Source organism: Microcoleus sp. S13_C3, assembly GCF_036700905.1.
Lineage (GTDB): Bacteria > Cyanobacteriota > Cyanobacteriia > Cyanobacteriales > Microcoleaceae > Microcoleus.
This window is the reverse complement of sequence record NZ_JAUBPT010000048.1, coordinates 16,039-35,762: the sequence shown is the minus strand read 5'-3', so window position 1 is coordinate 35,762 and position 19,724 is coordinate 16,039. Positions and strand designations below refer to the sequence as shown.

Sequence of the window (19,724 nt, the reverse complement as noted above, 5' to 3'; positions counted from 1 at the left end):
AGGCTGCATCCTTTCCATGTCTGTATCCTGGCTCCCCTCCCCCGCCCCTGTCAGTCGGAAAAGTCGGATCGTAAAGTCGGAAAAGTCGGACGCCCTGGTTTTACTATCTATCTTTAGATAGAGCAGATCGACAGCATGACTGGTACTGTTCTATGTCTTTTGGTGGATGCTATTCAATAGTATTTTATAGTCCAGGCCTAAAGCAAGTCGGAAAAGTCGGATCGTAAAGTCGGAAAAGTCGGATCTTTGCCTAATTGGCATATTTCTGAGTGAGGAGTACAATATCACGCGCTAAAAGACATCAGTAATAATACTTAAAATTAATCGAATTGTCGGCGCTAATCGGCGTATTTTATTATACAAAAAAAATAATCAAGCCTTGTCTTGTGGATAAAGACAAGGCTTGACACAGAGCATATGCGCTGACGGGGTGACAAGCAACTTAAAAGCCTTGCAATTAAAGAGTTTAAGCCGATCGCCCTCACAAATAATTAAGCGGGCGCGATCGCCTTTTTCGGGTTTCGACAAGGTGGAATCAGGATCGGGAGCGATCGTCCCGGAGCGTAAGTGTCAATAAGTCTGTCATAATAACTATTAGGAATTTCTCCACCGACTTAGTACGGTGTATAACTCAAAGTTAGGGTGCCCAATTGAAAAAACCTTACCCGATGAGATTGATTTGTACATGACTTTTGAACAAGCTCTAGAATTTCTCGAATCAGCCTTAGAGTCAAAAAGCAGTAAACCGTTAAGTTTTCTCGAGCAGGAAATTTTAAAAGCTGCTTGGAAAAACGCAACTTATAGTGCTGTTGCTGACAGCTTGTACCTCAGTGTAGGACATATCAAAGATTTATCTTCCATCCTGTGGCACCGCATTTCAGACCTAATGGGGCAGAAAGTTACTAAGAATAACTTTCGCTCTCTGCTAGAGAAGCAAAGCACCAAAACTGATATCGCCGATGCCAAAAACGCAGGCGAACTTATGGCGATTGCTGCGACTGAAACTATAGAAATCAATGAATTAGAAACTCCGAAAGGTAACATTTTAATTGTGGATGACATCCCAGAGAATCTGCATTTTCTCACCGAAATTCTGACTACAAATGGGTATAAAGTTCGGTGCGTCACCAATGGTACGATGGCCTTGAGGACTGTTCGCAATCATCCCCCCGATGCTATATTGCTGGATATTAAAATGCCAGACATGGATGGCTATCAAGTCTGCCAAACCCTCAAATCCGATGAAAACACCTCAGAAATTCCAATTATTTTCTTAAGCGCACTTGACCAAGTATTTGATAAAGTTAAAGCTTTTAAGGTAGGGGGAGTTGACTACATTTCTAAACCTTTTGAGCCGGAAGAAGTGCTAGTGCGCCTCGATACTCAGGTAACTATCCAGCACCAAAAACGCCAGCTTAAAGAAGCAATCGAGCGACACCAGCAAACTGCAGAAATTGCCTACCAATCTCGCGCCCTGCTGGCAAATTTGCTAAACTCATCTCTGGATGGAATAGCTGCGGTGGATGCGGTGAGGGGGGATATCGCTGGAGAAATTGAAGATTTTCGCTGCTTGGTAGTTAACCCTGTCTTTGCCAGACTCTTAGGGAAAAAACGAACAGAACTCGCGGTGGAACCCGTGCTGAGAAAACTGCTTAATCAATTGAGTCCAGGATTGTTTGATTTATTAGTAGAAGTTGTTGAAACGGGAGAATCGCTGGAAGGAGAGGTTCATCTAGAAAGTGATTACCTGGGCAAATGCTATTATTTCACTGCTGTTAAATTGGGAGACGGTTGCTCAATTACCATCCGCGACCTTACAGAGTTAAAACAGTCGGCATTAAAGTTAATGATGGGACAGAACCAACCGCGTGTTATCAAATAGCAGAAACAGTGCTTACGCAATCTGACCCAGAAACCGGGTTTATGAAGTGGAGTAGGGACACGGCACCATGCCCATTCGTGTCAACTTAACATACAACCAATAGTCCGGCAGGGAATGAATTCCCTGCCTCAAAGCGAAAGTCCTCTTAAGAGGACTGAGAAGAAAAATTTTAAAATCATTAGTCCTCTTCAGAGGACTTTAGCTATTAGACAGGGAATTCATTCCCTGGCGGACTGGCAGGCCCACTAGCGGACTTGGCGGACTGATAGCTTAAGTTGTCACCAATGCCCTGGGCCGTTTCCCTACGGGGATCGAGAGTTTACTTCATAAACCTGCAATCTGCTGTATCATCATTCACCAATCAAGGGTTCAGTTAAATCCAGAATCTTCTCAAACTGAAACTGATTCACCCAATTTCTGAGAGTTTGAAGCTCGAAAGCGTGAGATTCAGGAATCTCCTCTAGGAGTTGAAAAACTAATTCCGCATCCGCGTCAATAGCTGCTTCATATAATTTTACTATCCATTCTTTTGACATCGCTGCTAATAAATCAGTGAAATTTAACGGTTCTCCCGTCACATTAGAAGGGGGAGAGGGTAGGTCTTGCTGCTGATAAATATAATCGACCCCCAAATGTTTAGCCAGGATGTCAAAAATGACTTCTGTGTGGAACGGTTTTCGCACAAAATCATCACAACCAGCCGATAAAATAACTGCCTTTTCTTCTTCCCACACGCTAGCTGTCAGGGCAATAACAGCCGTAGCTTGACCTTTGATAGTGCCTTTAATCTGTTTCGTGGCTTCATAACCATCCATAATGGGCATTCTCATGTCCATCCAGATGAGATGCGGTGAGTAGGAGTCCCAAAGTGCGATCGCTTCAATACCGTTACTCGCTTCTTCCACGTCAAAACCAACAGGTTTGAGGAGTTTAACTAACAGTTGCCGATTGTAATCTCGATCGTCCACCACTAGGATGCGATATTTGGGCTGGTTAGGGGCGAGGGCAACGACGCGACGATGGTAGGGTTGGTTTTGAATTCTGCTGGCATCAGCGATGCCCACAGCAATGTCAAATTTAAATGTTGTGCCCGTTGTGTCTTCTAAAAATTCCTTGAGAGGCCTTCCAGGGGTGAAAGCTTTGCCGCCGCTGATAACGGTGATTTCACCTCCCATCAAGCGGACAAATTGACGGCTAATCGTCAGTCCTAATCCGGTTCCTTGCTGCACTTTTTGACCTGATGCTGTTTGTACGAAGGGTTTGAATAGTTTCTCTAGTTCGTCTGCAGCGATGCCAAGTCCGGTATCTTTTATTTCAAAGATAATGGTTGTTTGTTGTTGGTTTGTGGTTATTTGTGTTTCGGCTTCACTTGGGGTTTTTGCCTGTTTACTTTTTAGTTCTACAGATACGCTTCCCGAAGGAGTAAACTTAATGGCATTACTGATTAAATTAATCAGCACTTGCCGCAACTTAACTTCATCAGCATAGATATATTTAGGAACTTCGGCAGCACATTCAAACAGTAATTGTAAGCCTTGATATTTGGCTTTCAACGCAAACATCTCCTCGACATCAGCTAGTAATTGATGAATATCAAAGTTAGTTTCCGATAGAGTCATGCGTCCCGCTTCTACTTTGGAAAGGTCAAGTACCTCATTAATTAGAGATAATAAATGATTTCCACTCCGATAAATAATGTTAAGGTTCTCTTTTTGTTCAGTTAACAGATTGGTATCCTGATTCATCAGTTGAGAAAAGCCGATAATGGCGTTGAGGGGAGTTCGCAATTCATGACTCATGTTGGCAAGAAAAGTGCTTTTAGCTTTGTTGGCAGCTTCAGCAGCGTCTTTTGCTTGCTCGAGTTCTGCTTCGGCTTTTTTGCGAGCGCTGATATCTCGTCCTACCGCCTGGAATTCAACAATGCAACCGGAATCATCAAATATCGCTCGGTTAACCCACTGCGTCCAACGCACTTGGGAGCTAACAATCACCCGATTTTCAATTGTGACAACGGGATTTTCTTGGCTAATGGAATTGACGACTCGGGTTACATATTCGCGGTCTTCCTCAAACACGACAGGTGCGTAGTGATGGCCTATGAGTTGTTCCCTTGTCAGTCCAAAAAATCGACAGAAGCCTTCATTGACAAAGGTAACGGTACCATCTGGCAGATACCGGGCAATCAGTTCTGTCTGGTCTTCCAGAATACCAAGGTAGCGTGCCTCGCTCTGCTGCAGAGCCTCTTCTGTTTTTTGGCGCTCGCGAATTTCCTGTTCTAAGCGGACATTTTCAATGAGTGTAATCTGTGCCTGCTTACGTTCGCTCATATCTTGAAAAGCTACGATCGCATATTCTACATTACCCGTGTCATCCAAAATGGGCGTGCTGGTTACTTCTAAGGGAACGATTCGCTCACTGTAGTGCAGTTCCAAATCATCCGCCCATGTTTTTTCACCGCCAAGCGATCGCACCAAGGGCAACTCTTCCACTGGATACACCTCCCCTGTCCCTGCCCGATAAATGTGATAGGTTTTTGAGAGTTGATCGATTGCGGCTTTGGGTAAATCTTGAATATTCAGTAACTGCTGTGAGACGGGATTGGCGTAAACCAGTTGTCCTTTGGCGTCGTGAACGGATATGCCAAAAGGAATGGCATTAAGGAATTTATTCTGGCGATTTTGCGTCGATCGTACTTGAGTATAGAGTCTGGCGTTAGTAAGGGCGATCGCCGCCTGAGTTGAAAGCAATTGAATCACTTCCAGGCGATCGGGTGTAAAAACCCCATCTGCTAAATTATTTTCCAAGTAAACAATGCCAATTAATTGCCCTTGATTGAGCAGAGGGGCGCAAAGTATAGACTTGGGCTGCTGTGTTTTGATATAAGCATCTTGGGTAAATCTGCCTTCACGGGCAACATTGTTTTCAATCAGTCCTTCCTGAGTCCTTTCAACATAGTGAATAATCGACAAAGGCAGGCAGGTTTCTATTGGAGTCGATTGCAACACCATCACCCGATCTGAGTTAGCCTCGCCTGACGCTTCGACTCTTAGTTGTCCTTGAGACTCTAAAATTAGATAGCCAATTTGTGCCCCGCAGCTTTCTAGCAGGATTTTCATCAAAGTCGTGAGGAGTTTATCCAACTCAATTTCACTAGCAATTGCCCCAGATGCTTTCATCAATGCTGCCAAATCCAGGGTTTCACCTGAAGTGCTGCCATAAGTATTAGACAGGCTGTTGCGCGAATCTATGGACGTATTGGCTGTCGTAAAACGCTTTAAAAGTTGTGGATACTGTCGTTTCAAATCTGTCATTTTAGCTGTTGCACCCCAACGTAAATAACAGTAGTAAGCATTTGTCATATAGGCTTGGGCAACTTGCTCTTTTCCCCAAGCGATGTAGAATTTGGCTGCCAGTTCATTAGCCAAAGCCTCTTCGTTGAGGTACTCATGTTCTTTGGCTAAGGCAATAGCGCGATCGTAGTAGTCGATCGCCCTAGAATTTTCACCCAAAACTCGATATCGTTCTGCCTCCACTAGATAGAATTTATGGAGGTGAGTCATCGGAGCAAACTCCGCCCATTTTTTGATCTTTTTCTGGTTGGCTTTCACCTTCTGGAGGATGAGTTTTTGATCGGATTTTGGTGCGTCAGAATAGATAGCCAGATCGAGTAAAGAATTGTAGAAATGGTAGAGAGGAATAGTACCTACAGCGCTATCGCTATATTTTTCTGCTGATTTAGCATTTTCTAGAGCTTGCTGATAGTCTTGAAAAAGATAGCAGAGAAATAGCTTGTAAAAATAGACCGATCGACAAAGATTTTGAGCATTCGCCTCTCGATGCAGGGGTAACATTTTTGTTTCGTCATAGTTTTCACCGATTAAAAGGCATTTATCTTCAGCCTGTCCCATCAAGTTCAATAAAACCTGTCGATTGAGTTGGTTATAGTAATATGATGTTTCTTGCTTCAGTTGGCTGATGGTATTACTGTACATTGCCATCTCTGCCTCTACTTTTGCCAATTCCTTCCCCAATACATAGGAATGGTAGGAGTATACGCAGGCCGAATAAGCTGCATATTCTAAATCTCCAGTTTCTAGGGCGATCGAGTAAGCATTCTGCAAAGGGTTTAAAGTTTCCCTAAGATGTTCTTTCCAATGTTTGACAAAGTAATTAACAATAAATATGGTTCTGGCTGTGAGTTCTTTAGTATTAAATTTATCTAGTAACAAGATAGCAAGTTGCCCAAATTTATAACCAGTCTCAATGTCTCCTACGGTTTCCCCAGACAGAATTAGTCCGTAAGTAGCATAGGCAGAAGAAGACACAGAAGTATTCCCATATTTAATTGATAACTTTACCTGTTTAAACGCTATTAACGGTAGCAAGTCAGGTGAAGCAAAATGGGCAGCAGAAACTACACTTGATAGGATACGCATCGCTGCTAGCTTATAAGGATCAGTCATCAATGGTAGGTCGATTAAGTCCTCAACTCGCTTTCCTGCTAAACTTAACTTAGTCTTCACCAGTTCAAGAAAAATATTTAATTTTGTGGGTTTTTTGGGAAAGCGAATCCCCAACAACTTTAATACTGAAAGTGCCGTATATATCGCTTCTAACGGTTGGTTTTGTGCTGTATAAGCTTGAATTTTGACTTCATAGACTTTCACTTTGTCGAGCAATGAAGTAGCTTGTTGAAGCACAATGTCAGCCAATTTTTCCATTTCCTCCACGTGGCCACTCAAGATAGCAGCTTCTACTGTTTCCACATACAGTGCTAGACTTAGGTCATACTGACGAAGCCAACTATCTGCACTCAGGCAATTTATACCAATGCTTAAGTAATTCCAGGCCGGTTTCCAAGCTGCTGATGCCTTCGCTTTTTTGCCAGCAATCAGATTTAATTGAGCAAGTTTATCTTTTTCTAACTGAACGTCAATTGCTTCTATACTGAAGTTTAGTTGATTGACAATATCAAAAATCTTTTGTTGGAGTACCTGTGGTGGTGTATTTTGTAACAACAGTTGCCCAACTTTCCAGTGAACCGCTTGCTTGTCGTCTGGGGGAATTAGGGAATAGGCTGCTTGCTGGATGCGATCGTGAGCAAATTTATAAATAATTTTTAATGCCTTGGTATCTCTGTCTGTTTTTAGGAATTTGTAATCATCCCCAATGGGTAATATCAACCCTGCTTGAATAGCATTCCACAATTCATCAGCCGTTTGTTTTTGAGGATTTTCATTAATAATGGAAAGAGTTGGCAAATCAAATTGGTTGCCAATGCAAGCGGCTAATCGTAAAACTTTTTGTGCTGAATCTGATAAGGTTTGAATTTTATCTGCCATGAACTCAACAACGTTATCAGTAAGATTCCTAGTTATAATTTGCTCTAAATCCCAATACCAAGCCCCAGCATTAGTATCAAATTTCAGCAATTGCTCGGTATAAAGTGACTTGAGAAACTCTTTGATAAAAAAAGGATTTCCTTGTGTTTTTTGCCAAACTAAATCGGCTAATTTTTGCGCCTGGATGCTATCGGTTTTCAGCGTATCCGCAATGAATTCATTCACCTGGTTTAAATTTAGGGGTGAAACGGAGAGATGATTAATTACAACTCCCTGCTTTTTCATCTCAGATAAAGTCAGCATTGCAGGATGAGTTGCAGTGACTTCGTTATCTCGATAAGCTCCAATTACAAACAGATATTGAGTAGTAAAATCGGTCATTATCAACTGAATCAATTGCAGGGTAGCGCTGTCTGTCCATTGAAGGTCGTCTAGAAATAGGACGAGGGGATGTTCTTTTTGGCAAAAAAGTCGAATAAAGTTTTGAAAAGCTAAATTAAACCGATTTCTTGCTTCGGTTGCAGGCAATTCGGGGACGGGATTCTGTTGGCCAATAATCAGTTCTACTTCGGGAATAACATCAATAATAATTTGTCCGTTGATTCCTAATGCGCGTTGAATCTTCTCTTGCCACTGTTGTAATTGCGCTGGAGTTTCGGTGAGTAGTTGTCGCACCAATTCTTGGAAGGCAGCGACTAAAGCTTGATAGGGAATATCGCGTTGCAACTGGTCAAATTTACCTGCAATAAAGTAGCCGATTTTTTGAGTGATGAGCTTATACAATTCCTGAACTAAAGCTGATTTCCCAATACCAGAGTATCCCGAAATTAGCATGAGTTCAGTTTGTGTCTCTACGGGCAGATTTTGTGACTGAGTTGTCGTTGGGTTACTCAGGTTATTTGCTAAACGAGCCCCTACTTGTTTTTCTTGTCCCGACGCTACGCGCTCAAAGGCACTCAATAAGGACTCAATCTGTGATTTTCTCCCGTACAGTTTTTGAGGAAGTTGCAATTGAGGAGAAATATCTTGGTCTCCCAAGAAAAAAGGTTGAAATTTACCATTTATAACTTGAGCAAGACAAGTTTTTAAATCCGTCTTGATTCCCCAAGCACTCTGATATCTATCTTCCGCATTTTTTGCCATTAACTTCATGACAATTTCTGAGATAGTCACGGGAATTTCTGGATTAATTTCATGAAGTGGAGTGGGTTGTTTGGCAATATGGCAATGAACTAACTCAAGTGGATCGACGGATTCAAAAGGCAACTGGTTGGTTAGCAGTTCATAGAAAGTAACGCCAAGAGAATAAAAGTCGGTGCGGTAGTCTAGTAAGCGATTCATCCTGCCTGTTTGTTCTGGAGATATATAAGCCAATGTCCCTTCTAGAAGATTAGGACTTGTGAGGCTGGGATTCTCTTGGGAGAGGATGGTAGATAAGCCAAAGTCAATAATTTTTAATTGTCCTGTTTGAGGATTCAAGACAATATTAGATGGATTGATATCTTTGTGAATGACTTTTTTTTGATGAACTTTGCCTAACGCATCTGTGATTTGGAGGGCAAGGTGGAGAAAATCTGGTACAGCATAGGGACGACCTGACTGCACGATTTTTAAGGACTCTCCTCCAAAATCCTCTAACAACATGACTTGTGTGTTTTCGTATTGTCGCAGTTCGTAGGCTTTAATCGTTTCCTCTAGGTTGAGACGGCGAGTGATTTCGTATTCCTGCTGATAGCGGTAGAGTTCGGCTGGTGTGGGGTAATCCTCTTTGAGGAGTTTCAAAATCAAAGGTTGCTGATTTGATTTGAGGATGCCCCGGTATACGAGGGTATTAGCACTGTCGTAGATTTGGTTGACAATTGTGATATCTGGCAGTGAAATCATGTTGGGAATTATTGCTGCCTAAAAAAGTTGACTATACAAATAAATATAACATGGCGAGGAGCGGGTGAGAACAGCCGTACACTCGCTCCGAATATAAATCCTTGCCTTACGCTATATGTACGGTACAAGTGTACTGGCACTTGAAGCGTCTAGCTACTGGGCGATCGCCAAAACTCGAAAAGCTCGAAACGGACAATAATTAATGATAAAATACCTTAAGGATTCAGCTCCCCAATTGTGGTAATCTGACCAAATCCACCTTCATTCTCGATCGAGTGCGTGCAGCTATGCGAATCGGTAAAATTTTACAAAAGTTTCTGCTTTTGACTATAGCGTTCTTTTTTGCAGTATCGCTTTTGATTAAAGTTACTAAATTTCACAATTATTTCGGCATCAACCGCGCCGATACCGAAGTAAAAGTTGTTGCCCTCAGCTACGACGACGGGCCCTATCCTCCCTATACAAATCAGCTTTTAGATATCTTAGACCGCTATCAAATTAAAGCAACTTTTTTTGAAATCGGCCGCAATATTGAGAAACATCCAGAAATCGTGAAAATGATTGTCGCGAGGGGAGATGAGTTGGCAAACCATTCATACTCTCACAAAGATATGATGTTTAAACCCCGGCAAGTTTTGCTGTCTGAGATTGAAAAAACGGACCAACTTTTGCAGGAAGTTGGGGTTAAGCAAGATAGTATCAGTTTTCGGCCACCTTGGGGTAGGCGATTTATAGTTTTGTCTTATTTGCTATCCCAAATGCACAAAAAACTGATTATGTGGGATGTGGATTCCCACGATTATGAAAAAACACTCACGGCGGAAGATATCGCTAATCGGGTGATTAAAAATGTGCGATCTGGTTCGATTGTGGTGATGCACGACGGCGGGGGCGATCGCTCGAAAACAGTAGCAGCAACTGAGATGATTGTCAAGGATTTGCAGTCGAAAGGTTACGAGTTTAAAACTGTTTCTGAGTTGTTGAAATACCACTAGGGTGCGTCGGCCACAATTATTTTTGCGACAAATTAACAATCTCATACTGACGCACCAGGGAATAATATCATGTCCGATCGAGCGATTAAAAGGGCGGGTTTTAGAGATTGTCAATTATTGGCAGATATTTTTTGTGAGGGGAGCCCCTACCGTATTAGGGGTAATCGACCGGACATAATATAAATGGTGCTTGATACTCCCCATGCCGTGCATGCGAGGGGATTCTTGAAGAACCCAGAGTCGGATTTTCAAAGGCGCTATCAATTCGCCGCTACTGATTCTGCTAAGATCTAATCCTAGCTTTATCGCTACTTTTCTGATAATGTTTGCTGCGCCGTTGCCATCAGCATTTATTTTCGTACCATCGGCTGAACGATACAGTCCACGAGTTATTCTTTTTCCTGATTCTTTCCACCCTTCAGTTTTTTCACCGAACGCAGGCAGCGAATCATTATCGAGAAAGCTGGCTTTTGAGGTATATGCTTCTTCAGTTTCTAGGAACTTAATTTTGTACTGATGACACAACTGAAGTATTCTCTCTTTTAGCCGACCCGTAGGAATTTGCACAAATTTTTGATTAGTCTTTTGACCCATATTGGCATTTTGTTTTTGCTCTTTATTCCATCCAAATACTACCGTTTCTATCCCATTCTTAAGGCAGTGATCGATTACAATCCTTGCTGCTTTGTTGACTGCATCTCTAACTTGTCGATTCCTTTTTTCGGTAATCCGGGCTAACTGGTTTGACCAGAACCCCTGTGGTCGGTTCTCTTTCAGCACAGAGATTCGCTTGTTGTACCACTGATTCAAAGACTTTAGATGTCGTCCATCAATAATAAAAGAAGTCCCTACATTAGATACGCCTGTTAACCAATTATTAATTCCATGATCTAACCCCAGGACACTTCCGGGAAGCACAGCACTACCAAGCTGCTCCTCTGTTCGATATACAAACTCGGCGTAAAAACAGCGATTTCTGGGAAGAATCCGAATTTCAACCAGTTTCTTGTAGTCCAAGTTTGACGGCATCGGCAAGAAAAATTCTCCGATTCCAAACCAAAGCTTGACTTTACTACCTAGTGGGAACCGTAACAACCCGTTTTTGAGTTTGACATCCGCGATCGGGAATGTCACTAATTTCAGAGAATCTTTTCTGTATTTTGGTAGCTTTGGGTGCTGCGTAACAGTCCCAGATTTGATTCCCAATAGCCGCCCAATGTATGAACTGAAGGATTCAGCGACACTGGTTAAAGTTTGCTGTGCGACATGGGAATACAGAGCCTTAAAATGCAAATTTGATTTAAACATTTTATGGAAATCATATTTCCCAGGGATTTTGCCAGTTTTGAAATACAACTGACGACCGTAGTACAAGGCGCAGTTTGCTAGCTTGTTTGATTCACCACAGACAAACTCTAAAATTGCTTTCAGACTGAAATCAGCATTAATTAAGTTTTGCTGGCATCCGTAATTAGACATTTTTTTGATTTTCGATATACTGCTTGACCACTGATAGTGGCGCACCGCCAACTGTTGCAACAAAGTAACTATTCGTCCACAGAGTTGGCAGTCTGCTTTTTAACCAAGGAAATTCCTGTCTCAACAGTCGAGATGAACGTCCTTTCAAATATCGGATCAACTTGGCAATCCCGAATTGTGGGTCTACTCCTACTAAAACATGAACATGATCTGGCATTACTTCCATTTCTATTAGTTCGGCGTTGAATTCAGTGCAAACTTCTTGTAAAATCGCTTTCAGGCGAACATCTACACCGTTAATCAACACAGACCTACGATACTTTGAACACCACACAATATGATAATTGCAGCAGTAGGTTACATTGCTGTTGGATTTTAGTTTTGTTTTCATATTTACAGTATATACCAACCAACCTGTATACTGTGTGTCGAAATATAAAGAATTGTTCAAGGCGGTTGAAACCGCTACCGACTTTTCCCCGTGTCTAAAGCCAGGGGCCCGGCGGGCTCGTTTTCCGGTCAGAATTAGACTGTTCGTGGCGCTTGAAAATTTCACACCTGACGCACCCTACCACAATCAATAACCCAGATAGTTTGCCACGTAATTAGCAATTTTTATGCTGCTGCCCGATCGCCCCATTCTCTCTAAGCCATTTTGAATGCAACTGGCTAAGTATTTATCATCTTGCAAAGTACGATCGACTGCCAAAGCAGCTTCCTTGATAATATCAGAATTCGCTGGTTGTGTGCCAATAACCTGCACCGAATCACCTAAAAGCCGATTTTGAGCCTCCGCAAATCTATAGGTAAAGGCAGGGCCGTTTCCCGGTACTGCAATTACAGGTTTTCCCAAACCCACAGCTTGTTCGACAGCAGTTCCAGTCATCCCAATTACTAAACTCGACTGCTGCAAAATATCAGCGAAAGCATCGGCCCAGCAAATTACTTCGACTAATTTTTCTTCAGAAAAAGACCGTTTGATTGCTGGAAAAATGAGCTTGCCCGATCGCACTTGCCATCCGCATCGCGCAGCAATATCATCTAATTGAGGCATTAAAGCCGGAACTAAAGCTGCCCGAAAGTGCACCGGTACAGTAGAGCTACTAGCAATTTCTTTAACCAGTTCCAGCAGCAAAACGAGGTTGTCGGTGGCTTCCGGGAGGCGAGAACCGGGGAGAAGGGCGATCGTCCGAACTCCGGGTATTAACTGCAAATCTTTGCCCGTAGAATTGAGGTTGTCCATGACAGGATTGCCGACAAACTGAGCTTTCTTTAAACCCTGTCGGTTTAAGTCAGCAGCAGTCAAAGCATCTCTAGTAAAAACCGCCAGACATTTCTGTGAGCAAAGCAACTGCCACAAGATTAAACCCAAATCGACTCGCCCCTCGTAATAACTAGAATGGGCCGATAGAAAAATTATATAGGGGCGGTTGCTGGCATGGGCGATCGCAGCCGCGACAATATCCCCAGTGGCCACCACCAAATCGCAGTGGCGCGAATGCGTCCAAACAGCCTGCAATTGCTGCCCAGTCAAAGCAATCAGCCCGGCCCCAATATCTTTGAGGAAAAACAGGGGATTCATGTAAAAAACTCCCCCAGACGGCATTTGACTGGTGGGCCCAATAATTGGCACGGTCGATCGGCGGTAAGCAGCCCCGTCACCTACAATCGGCATTGCCGAAACATCAACATCCGCGCCAGATACTCTCAAAGCTTGGAGAATTTGACAGTTAATCGAGTCTTCCCCGTGGCCGTTGCTGAGGAAAAGTATCCCCTTCGATTTCATAAAATCCAATCAAGATCAGGCTTTTTAAACTCATTTGCGCGATCGCTACCTGCCGACAGGCTACGATTTTGTTACTCTAATTTAAATACATTGTGGAAGTGAAACAGCGTGAATATTGAAATTGGGCGGGGCAAAAGTGCTCGCCGAGCTTACGGCATAGATGAAATCGCGCTCGTACCAGGACAGCGCACGCTCGATCCGAGTTTGGCAGATACCAAGTGGCAGATTGGCGGGATCGATCGAGAAATCCCGATCATCGCCAGCGCAATGGATGGAGTAGTCGATGTCCGCATGGCGATTTTGCTGTCAGAATTGGGAGCAATGGGCGTGCTCAACCTAGAAGGAATTCAAACCCGCTATGCCGACCCCCAGCCAATATTAGAGCGCATCGCGAGTGTCGGCAACCACGAATTTGTTTCTCTGATGCAGGAACTCTATGCCGAACCCATCAAGCCAGAATTAATCGAGCTCAGAATTAAAGAAATTAAAGCAGGAGGAGGGATTGCCGCCGTCAGCGGTACACCGGCTGCTGCGAGCAAATACGGCCGGGCGGTTGCTGAATCTGGAGCCGATATATTTTTTGTGCAAGCAACAGTAGTCTCGACAGCTTTCCTTTCCCCTGAATCAATCTCATCTTTAGATTTGACACAATTCTGTCAAGAGATGCCGATACCAGTAATTTTGGGTAACTGCGTGACCTACGAAGTCGCCCTGAATTTAATGAAAACTGGCGCTGCGGGCATTCTTGTGGGCATTGGGCCGGGGGCTGCTTGCACATCTAGGGGCGTATTGGGTGTCGGCGTGCCCCAAGCCACAGCGGTAGCAGACTGCGCCGCCGCGCGGGACGACTACTATCGCGAAACTGGCAAATATGTGTCGGTGATTGCTGACGGCGGTTTAATTACTGGTGGCGATATCTGCAAGTGCATTGCCTGCGGTGCCGATGGAGTGATGATTGGTTCACCCTTTGCCAGGGCCGCCGAAGCTCCCGGCCGCGGCTTTCACTGGGGGATGGCAACTCCCAGCCCGGTTTTGCCGCGCGGCACTCGCATTCGCGTGGGGACTACGGGTACTGTGGAGCAAATTTTGCGCGGGCCAGCGGTACTAGATGATGGTACGCACAACTTGCTCGGAGCTCTGAAAACTAGCATGGGTACCTTGGGCGCTAAGGATCTTAAGGAGATGCAGCAAGTGGAAGTGGTAATTGCTCCTTCTCTGCTGACTGAGGGTAAAGTCTATCAAAAAGCTCAGCAGTTGGGCATGGGTAAGTAGATTTACCGATCGAATACCAGCATACCTTGACAAAATTTGTTCAAGAGTCTCGAAATTTACAGAATCTTGTGGAATTATCGAGAAGGAGATGTCACAATAGAAGAAGCGGAGACACATGTTTCCGTTCACTCCTCACACCACACTCCGCCCGGACTACTGTTCGGGCGGTTCCTTTTTTGCCGGAAATCTTGGCTCTTGCTTACTAGATACAGAACTGAGGCTTTTAGCTCCGGAGAGACCCAGAGTGGGAGAGTGGGAGAGTCTGGGAGTGGGAGAATTTTTCTTCTACATAAGTGCATTCTGCCTTCGGAAACATAAGTGCCTTCGGAGACATAAGTGCCTTGTTCCTTCAGAAACCTTGTGCCTTCTTCCTTCTACTGTCTTCCCTCTTCCTTCTACCGTGTTCCGTCTTCCTTCAGAAGCCTTCTGTTAAAATCGTTGACGCAAGTGGTTACATTTTTTGCTAAACTTGTTATCCGAGAAATAGTATTTACAAGGATGGCTAGGGATGTCAGCAGCCGCGCAAGTAACCGACTCTACCTTTAAGCAGGAAGTGATCGATAGCGAAGTTTTAGTTCTAGTGGATTTTTGGGCTCCTTGGTGCGGGCCCTGTCGGATGGTGGCCCCCGTCGTAGACGAAATTGCCCAGCAATATGAAGGGCAGGTCAAGGTAGTAAAAGTTAATACCGACGAGAATCCTAACGTGGCCAGCCAATACGGTATCCGCAGCATTCCGACGCTGATGATATTTAAGGGCGGTCAACGTGTGGATATGGTGGTTGGGGCCGTTCCGAAAACTACTCTGGCCAACACTCTAGAAAAGTACATTTAACTGAACTGCGAGCGGTTTCGCGCTGTTCTTTTTGGGCGACGAAAGCTAACTCGCTTCAGAACCGGGGCAAAGCTACGGGAAAAGTTATTAGTGGCCAGCAGGGCAATTTGCGGGTGGCTATTGGCTTATAACTTGGGCTTGCCCCTTAATTTTTAGTAGCGACAATTTGTTACCGTTTCGGAAAAATTCATGATTCGTTCTGGTTCTGGTCAAGGTTTTGAGTCCCTCCAAGCTGAAGTGATGGATTTGCTCGATCGCTTGCCAATGTTGAAGCACTCTGAGTGGATCGAACGATCGCTCTCTACTATAGTGCAAATGGCCAGAGAGGATCTCGATCGCCTAGACTTGAAGATTATTGCGGCGTCCCTCCGAGATATGGAGAGCGCTTTTGAGATGTTTTATCCTTACCGCCACGTTCGCAAAATTGTGATTTTTGGTTCGGCGAGGGTGTCACCGCAATCGGCGGAATATTTGATGGCCAGAGACTTTTCGCGGGCGATCGCCCAGCAGGGGTTTATGGTGATTACTGGCGGCGGCGGGGGAATTATGCAGGCGGGGAACGAGGGGGCGACTGCTGAACGTTCTTTTGGGCTGAACATTCAGTTACCTTTCGAGCAGAGTTCTAATCCTTTCATTGCCGGCGATCGCAAATTGCTCAATTTTAAATATTTTTTCACTCGTAAGTTATTTTTTCTCCGGGAGAGCGATGCTTTAGCTCTGTTTCCGGGCGGTTTTGGCACTCTAGACGAGGCTTTTGAGTGTCTGACTTTGACTCAAACTGGCAAGTTCGGGCCGGCTCCTGTGGTATTGATCGATCGACCGGGAGGAGATTATTGGCTTGATTGGAATTATTTTGTGCAAAAACAATTGCGGGGCAGGGGCTTGATTTCAGTCAACGATCGCAGCCTGTATACGATTACTGACGATGTAAATGTCGCTTGCGAGGCGATCGCAAGTTTTTATCTGGTTTATCACTCCTGCCGCTACGTGCGCGAAAAATTGGTAATTCGCTTGAAAACAGAGCTTTCTGAGGAGAATGTCGATCGGCTAAATACAGATTTTAGCGATATTGTTGTCACCGGAAAAATTGAAAAAAGTCAAGCTTTGGAACCGGAAATAGGAGATGCAACTTTCGATCTGCCGCGCCTAGTTTTGCATTTCAACCAGCGGGATTTGGGGCGGCTTTATCAGCTAATTGCTGCTATAAATCAAATGGGTGCAGCTTCGCCGGCGGCGGCGCATCCAGCACAAAAGTAGTCATTAGTCATTAGTCATTAGTCATTAGTCATTAGTCATTAGACATTAGTCATTAGTCATTAGTCATTAGTCATTAGTCATTAGTCATTAGACATTAGTCATTAGACTTGTAGGGTGCGTCAGGATTTCGTTAGAGAGCGATTATTAATGATCTAAACCTCAGACGCACCATACTATAGCGGTTCTCAAGCGTGGTGAGGTATGGGGGCGAGTCCTATGCCCAATGCCCAATGCCCAATGCCCAATGCCCTGTTTGGCCAATGCCCAATGCCCTGTTTGGCCAATGCCCAATGCCCATTGCCCTGTTTGGCCAATGCCCAATGCCCAATGCCCTGTTTGGCCAATGCCCAATGCCCTGTTTGGCCAATGCCCTGTTTGCCCAATGCCCAATGCCCAATGCCCAATGCCCGCGTGAACACCTCATGTTACTGAGAAAGGCTATATGTGTCAATTGCGTAAGTCCTAAGAAAGTGAAAAATCAAGGGTAAAATGTATGGCTTACAGCGATTTTAGTTTGGCAAGCGTCAAAAAAGCTTTGAATTTAACGATTTCGCAGAGGCAAGATTTGTTTTCTGCCGTACCTGCTTTAGAATGCAGCAATCATTTAACAGAAACTTTAGCTTATAATGTTCCTTTTGCTCTGGCGAGTAATACGGAAAAATCACGCTCAGAAATGATTATTACGCCGATTTTGCTGGAACTTACCAAACAGTTTCCCGATCGCATTAGTTTGTTTTCGGGAGTTGATTTTACGGTTGACAGCGACTTGGGATTAAACGGCAATTGCCATTTTCTGATCAGTCGATCGGTAGAGTTCCTGATGGTTAGCGCGCCGGCGATTTTAATCGTTGAGGCTAAAAAGGAAAATATTAATGCTGGGTTGGGTCAGTGCGTAGCGGAAATGTATGCAGCTCAACTGTTTAACGAACGGGATGGAAATCAGGTATCGAGGATTTATGGGGTGGTGACAACGGGAGAAATTTGGAAGTTTTTAATGCTGGAAGGGCAAGCAGTTCCAATAGATTTATTGGAGTATTTTTTGAATCAGGTTGATAAAATTTTGGGAATTTTAGCAATCGGAATTCAAAATGGGTAATTGGGCATGGGGCATGGGGCATGGGGCATGGGGCATGGGGCATGGGGCATTGGCCCGCGCAGGGCATGGGGTAATAGGTAATAGGTAAGCAGTAAAAAAAAATCTAAAATCTAAAATCTAAAATCTAAAATCGTATGACTCAATATGCTCGACATCCTGCTAATTGCAACTTTAGGATTTCTCGGCAGTTTCGGTCACTGCGCGGGGATGTGCGGCCCGCTGACAATGGCGTTTTCTCTTTCTAATTCCCGCAACGATAAATTAGCTGCTTTCCGCTTTCACCTGCTGCTAAATTTGGGGAGAATTGCTGCTTACGCTTTGGTTGGTGCTGCAATTGGCGGACTGGGTTCGGTGTTAATTGCTGGCGGACTTTTGGCAGGTACGGGTAGCGAATTGCGACGGGCGATCGCACTTCTCACGGGCACGATGCTAATTTGGTTCGGAGTAGTGCAAATTAAACCGAACTTGCTGCCGAGATTGCCGCTGCTGCACCCAATGTCGCACGATCGAGTCGGACAAGCAATGAGCAAGCTTTCGGCACAAAAAAACTGGTGGGTGCCGGTTGCTTTGGGTTTGCTTTGGGGTTTGATTCCCTGCGGTTTCCTCTATGCGGCGCAGATTAAGGCGGCGGAAACGGGAAATTCGGTTTTGGGTGCGACGACGATGCTGGCTTTTGGACTCGGCACCTTGCCAACTATGCTGGGAGTGAGTTTTTTTGCTGGCAGATTGAGCGCGGACAAGCGCAGTCAACTGTTTCGGATGGGTGGTTGGGTGACGGTGGCGATCGGGATTCTTACCTTGCTGCGAACCGATGAAATGGTTGATTTTACGGGCCACGCAGCGCTGCTGTGCTTGATGCTAGCACTGTTGGCGCGTCCGGTTAGCAAGTTTTTGCCGCAACTGTTGCGCTATCGCCGCGCCTTGGGTGTGGCCGCGTTTGTCCTAGCAGTCGCCCACACGTTTCATATGCTGGATCATACGCTGAAATGGAATTTTGACGCGCTATCTTTTATGTTGCCGCAGCATCAGTTGGGAATGGCGGCTGGAATGACGGCGCTGCTGTTGATGTTGCCGGCGGCGGTTACAAGTTGCGATCGTATTCAAAATTATTTAGGCCAACTGTGGCGAATGCTTCATCTGTTAAGCGTTCCAGCTTTCTTGCTGTGCGCTGTACACGCGGCACTCATCGGTTCCCACTATCTCGGCGGCTTTGAATGGAAGTTGCACAATCAACTGCTGACAGCGGTGTTAGCGGTGGTTGTGGTGCTAGTTACGTTTGTGCGATCGCGCTTTTTTTGGTCAGTATTATCACTAGAAAATTTCTATGTTTCGCCTGTCAAACAAAAGTAAAAGTTTAGGATTGTTAGTATTTTTGGGATTGCTAATTGAAGCAGAAATTCTCAGTGCGCCGCAGTTAAACTCAATTTCAGTTTTAGCGCACGAAATCGAAGTATCGGGAGATGTAGCCGCTACCTTTCACCTGGAACCCAACCACAATCCCCGCGCCGGACAGCCTGCGAGAGTCTGGTTTGCCCTAACTCGCCGGGGCGGTCAAATTATCCCCCTAGAGCAGTGTAATTGCAAACTGGCTGTTTATCCTAAAAATCGTAAAGATGGGGATAAGCCGCTGATGCAGCCGCCTTTGACCGCCATATCTGCGGAGAAATATCAAGGGATTCCGGGAGGTGATATCGTGTTTCCCAAGGCAGGAATTTACGAACTTGAATTGAGCGGAACAGCCAAAAATAAAGCTAATTTTAAACCCTTTAAACTAACGTATAAAGTCCCGGTTCGCTAAGATAATCTTTCCATCACCGAACATAAATCTTGTAGGGGCCGGTTCACCGACAATAAATGCCTAAAACCCACAATCTCATAAACCCGCCCCCACCCAACTAA

General features: G+C 44.6%; 14 protein-coding genes. 9 read left to right on the top strand and 5 right to left on the bottom strand.

Annotated features, from left to right (window positions below):
• The first annotated feature begins 403 nt into the window (after positions 1-403).
• Both QUA16_RS15235 and QUA16_RS15230 read left to right on the top strand, forming a co-directional pair.
• Positions 404-577 (top strand): hypothetical protein, encoded by a 174-nt coding sequence (locus QUA16_RS15235; RefSeq protein WP_333103005.1) that lies wholly within the window; start codon positions 404-406, stop codon positions 575-577.
• Between the two features lie 108 nt (positions 578-685).
• Positions 686-1,882 carry a response regulator gene (locus tag QUA16_RS15230; RefSeq protein ID WP_333103006.1) on the top strand — a complete coding sequence of 399 codons (1,197 nt, stop codon included), beginning with the start codon at positions 686-688 and terminating at the stop codon, positions 1,880-1,882.
• A 350-nt stretch (positions 1,883-2,232) separates the two neighbouring features.
• Here QUA16_RS15230 and QUA16_RS15225 read toward each other — a convergent pair whose 3' ends face one another.
• Positions 2,233-9,108 (bottom strand): AAA family ATPase, encoded by a 6,876-nt coding sequence (locus QUA16_RS15225; protein WP_333103008.1) that lies wholly within the window; start codon positions 9,106-9,108, stop codon positions 2,233-2,235.
• A 287-nt stretch (positions 9,109-9,395) separates the two neighbouring features.
• Between QUA16_RS15225 and QUA16_RS15220 the strand changes: the two genes are divergently transcribed.
• The gene (locus tag QUA16_RS15220; protein ID WP_333181201.1) at positions 9,396-10,103 is read left to right on the top strand and encodes a polysaccharide deacetylase family protein; all 708 of its coding nucleotides are present in this window, start codon (positions 9,396-9,398) and stop codon (positions 10,101-10,103) included.
• A 114-nt stretch (positions 10,104-10,217) separates the two neighbouring features.
• Here QUA16_RS15220 and QUA16_RS15215 read toward each other — a convergent pair whose 3' ends face one another.
• From QUA16_RS15215 to QUA16_RS15205, 3 genes are all read right to left on the bottom strand, one after another.
• Positions 10,218-11,582: a transposase gene (locus QUA16_RS15215; protein ID WP_333103010.1), complete on the bottom strand. Its 1,365-nt coding sequence runs from the start codon at positions 11,580-11,582 to the stop codon at positions 10,218-10,220.
• Positions 11,575-11,973, bottom strand: a complete 399-nt coding sequence (tnpA, locus tag QUA16_RS15210) for an IS200/IS605 family transposase (protein WP_333103011.1) — start codon at positions 11,971-11,973, stop codon at positions 11,575-11,577. The genes QUA16_RS15215 and tnpA overlap by 8 nt, the downstream gene beginning before the upstream one ends.
• Before the next feature lie 186 nt (positions 11,974-12,159).
• On the bottom strand, positions 12,160-13,368 hold the full coding sequence (locus QUA16_RS15205) for a lipid-A-disaccharide synthase-related protein (protein ID WP_333103012.1): 1,209 nt from the start codon (positions 13,366-13,368) through the stop codon (positions 12,160-12,162).
• A gap of 108 nt (positions 13,369-13,476) precedes the next feature.
• Between QUA16_RS15205 and QUA16_RS15200 the strand changes: the two genes are divergently transcribed.
• The 3 genes from QUA16_RS15200 (at position 13,477) to QUA16_RS15190 (ending at position 16,729) form a co-directional block, all read left to right on the top strand.
• On the top strand, positions 13,477-14,640 hold the full coding sequence (locus QUA16_RS15200; RefSeq protein ID WP_333103013.1) for a GuaB3 family IMP dehydrogenase-related protein: 1,164 nt from the start codon (positions 13,477-13,479) through the stop codon (positions 14,638-14,640).
• A gap of 508 nt (positions 14,641-15,148) precedes the next feature.
• Complete coding sequence (gene trxA, locus QUA16_RS15195) at positions 15,149-15,472, top strand: thioredoxin (RefSeq protein WP_333103014.1); 324 nt, start codon at positions 15,149-15,151, stop codon at positions 15,470-15,472.
• A gap of 189 nt (positions 15,473-15,661) precedes the next feature.
• Positions 15,662-16,729, top strand: coding sequence for an LOG family protein (locus tag QUA16_RS15190; RefSeq protein WP_333103015.1), 1,068 nt, complete (start codon positions 15,662-15,664; stop codon positions 16,727-16,729).
• A gap of 185 nt (positions 16,730-16,914) precedes the next feature.
• Here the strand turns inward: QUA16_RS15190 and QUA16_RS15185 are convergent, their stop codons facing one another.
• Entirely contained in the window at positions 16,915-17,148 is a 234-nt protein-coding gene (locus QUA16_RS15185) for a hypothetical protein (RefSeq protein ID WP_333103016.1), read from the bottom strand.
• 74 nt (positions 17,149-17,222) lie between these two features.
• Between QUA16_RS15185 and QUA16_RS15180 the strand changes: the two genes are divergently transcribed.
• From QUA16_RS15180 to QUA16_RS15170, 3 genes are all read left to right on the top strand, one after another.
• Positions 17,223-17,825 (top strand): hypothetical protein, encoded by a 603-nt coding sequence (locus QUA16_RS15180; protein ID WP_333103018.1) that lies wholly within the window; start codon positions 17,223-17,225, stop codon positions 17,823-17,825.
• Between the two features lie 144 nt (positions 17,826-17,969).
• The gene (locus tag QUA16_RS15175; RefSeq protein WP_333103020.1) at positions 17,970-19,175 is read left to right on the top strand and encodes an urease accessory protein UreH domain-containing protein; all 1,206 of its coding nucleotides are present in this window, start codon (positions 17,970-17,972) and stop codon (positions 19,173-19,175) included.
• Entirely contained in the window at positions 19,150-19,623 is a 474-nt protein-coding gene (locus QUA16_RS15170; protein ID WP_333103022.1) for a hypothetical protein, read from the top strand. The genes QUA16_RS15175 and QUA16_RS15170 overlap by 26 nt, the downstream gene beginning before the upstream one ends.
• The last annotated feature ends 101 nt before the right edge of the window (positions 19,624-19,724 follow it).

What these genes read in the sequence shown, in the direction of transcription:
- QUA16_RS15230 (WP_333103006.1), top strand. Translation starts at nt 686, where the DNA reads ATGACTTTTGAACAAGCTCTAGAATTTCTCGAATCAGCCTTAGAGTCA.
- QUA16_RS15225 (WP_333103008.1), bottom strand. Translation starts at nt 9,108, where the DNA reads ATGATTTCACTGCCAGATATCACAATTGTCAACCAAATCTACGACAGT.
- QUA16_RS15220 (WP_333181201.1), top strand. Translation starts at nt 9,396, where the DNA reads ATGCGAATCGGTAAAATTTTACAAAAGTTTCTGCTTTTGACTATAGCG.
- QUA16_RS15215 (WP_333103010.1), bottom strand. Translation starts at nt 11,582, where the DNA reads ATGTCTAATTACGGATGCCAGCAAAACTTAATTAATGCTGATTTCAGT.
- tnpA (WP_333103011.1), bottom strand. Translation starts at nt 11,973, where the DNA reads ATGAAAACAAAACTAAAATCCAACAGCAATGTAACCTACTGCTGCAAT.
- QUA16_RS15205 (WP_333103012.1), bottom strand. Translation starts at nt 13,368, where the DNA reads ATGAAATCGAAGGGGATACTTTTCCTCAGCAACGGCCACGGGGAAGAC.
- trxA (WP_333103014.1), top strand. Translation starts at nt 15,149, where the DNA reads ATGTCAGCAGCCGCGCAAGTAACCGACTCTACCTTTAAGCAGGAAGTG.
- QUA16_RS15190 (WP_333103015.1), top strand. Translation starts at nt 15,662, where the DNA reads ATGATTCGTTCTGGTTCTGGTCAAGGTTTTGAGTCCCTCCAAGCTGAA.
- QUA16_RS15180 (WP_333103018.1), top strand. Translation starts at nt 17,223, where the DNA reads ATGGCTTACAGCGATTTTAGTTTGGCAAGCGTCAAAAAAGCTTTGAAT.
- QUA16_RS15175 (WP_333103020.1), top strand. Translation starts at nt 17,970, where the DNA reads ATGCTCGACATCCTGCTAATTGCAACTTTAGGATTTCTCGGCAGTTTC.
- QUA16_RS15170 (WP_333103022.1), top strand. Translation starts at nt 19,150, where the DNA reads ATGTTTCGCCTGTCAAACAAAAGTAAAAGTTTAGGATTGTTAGTATTT.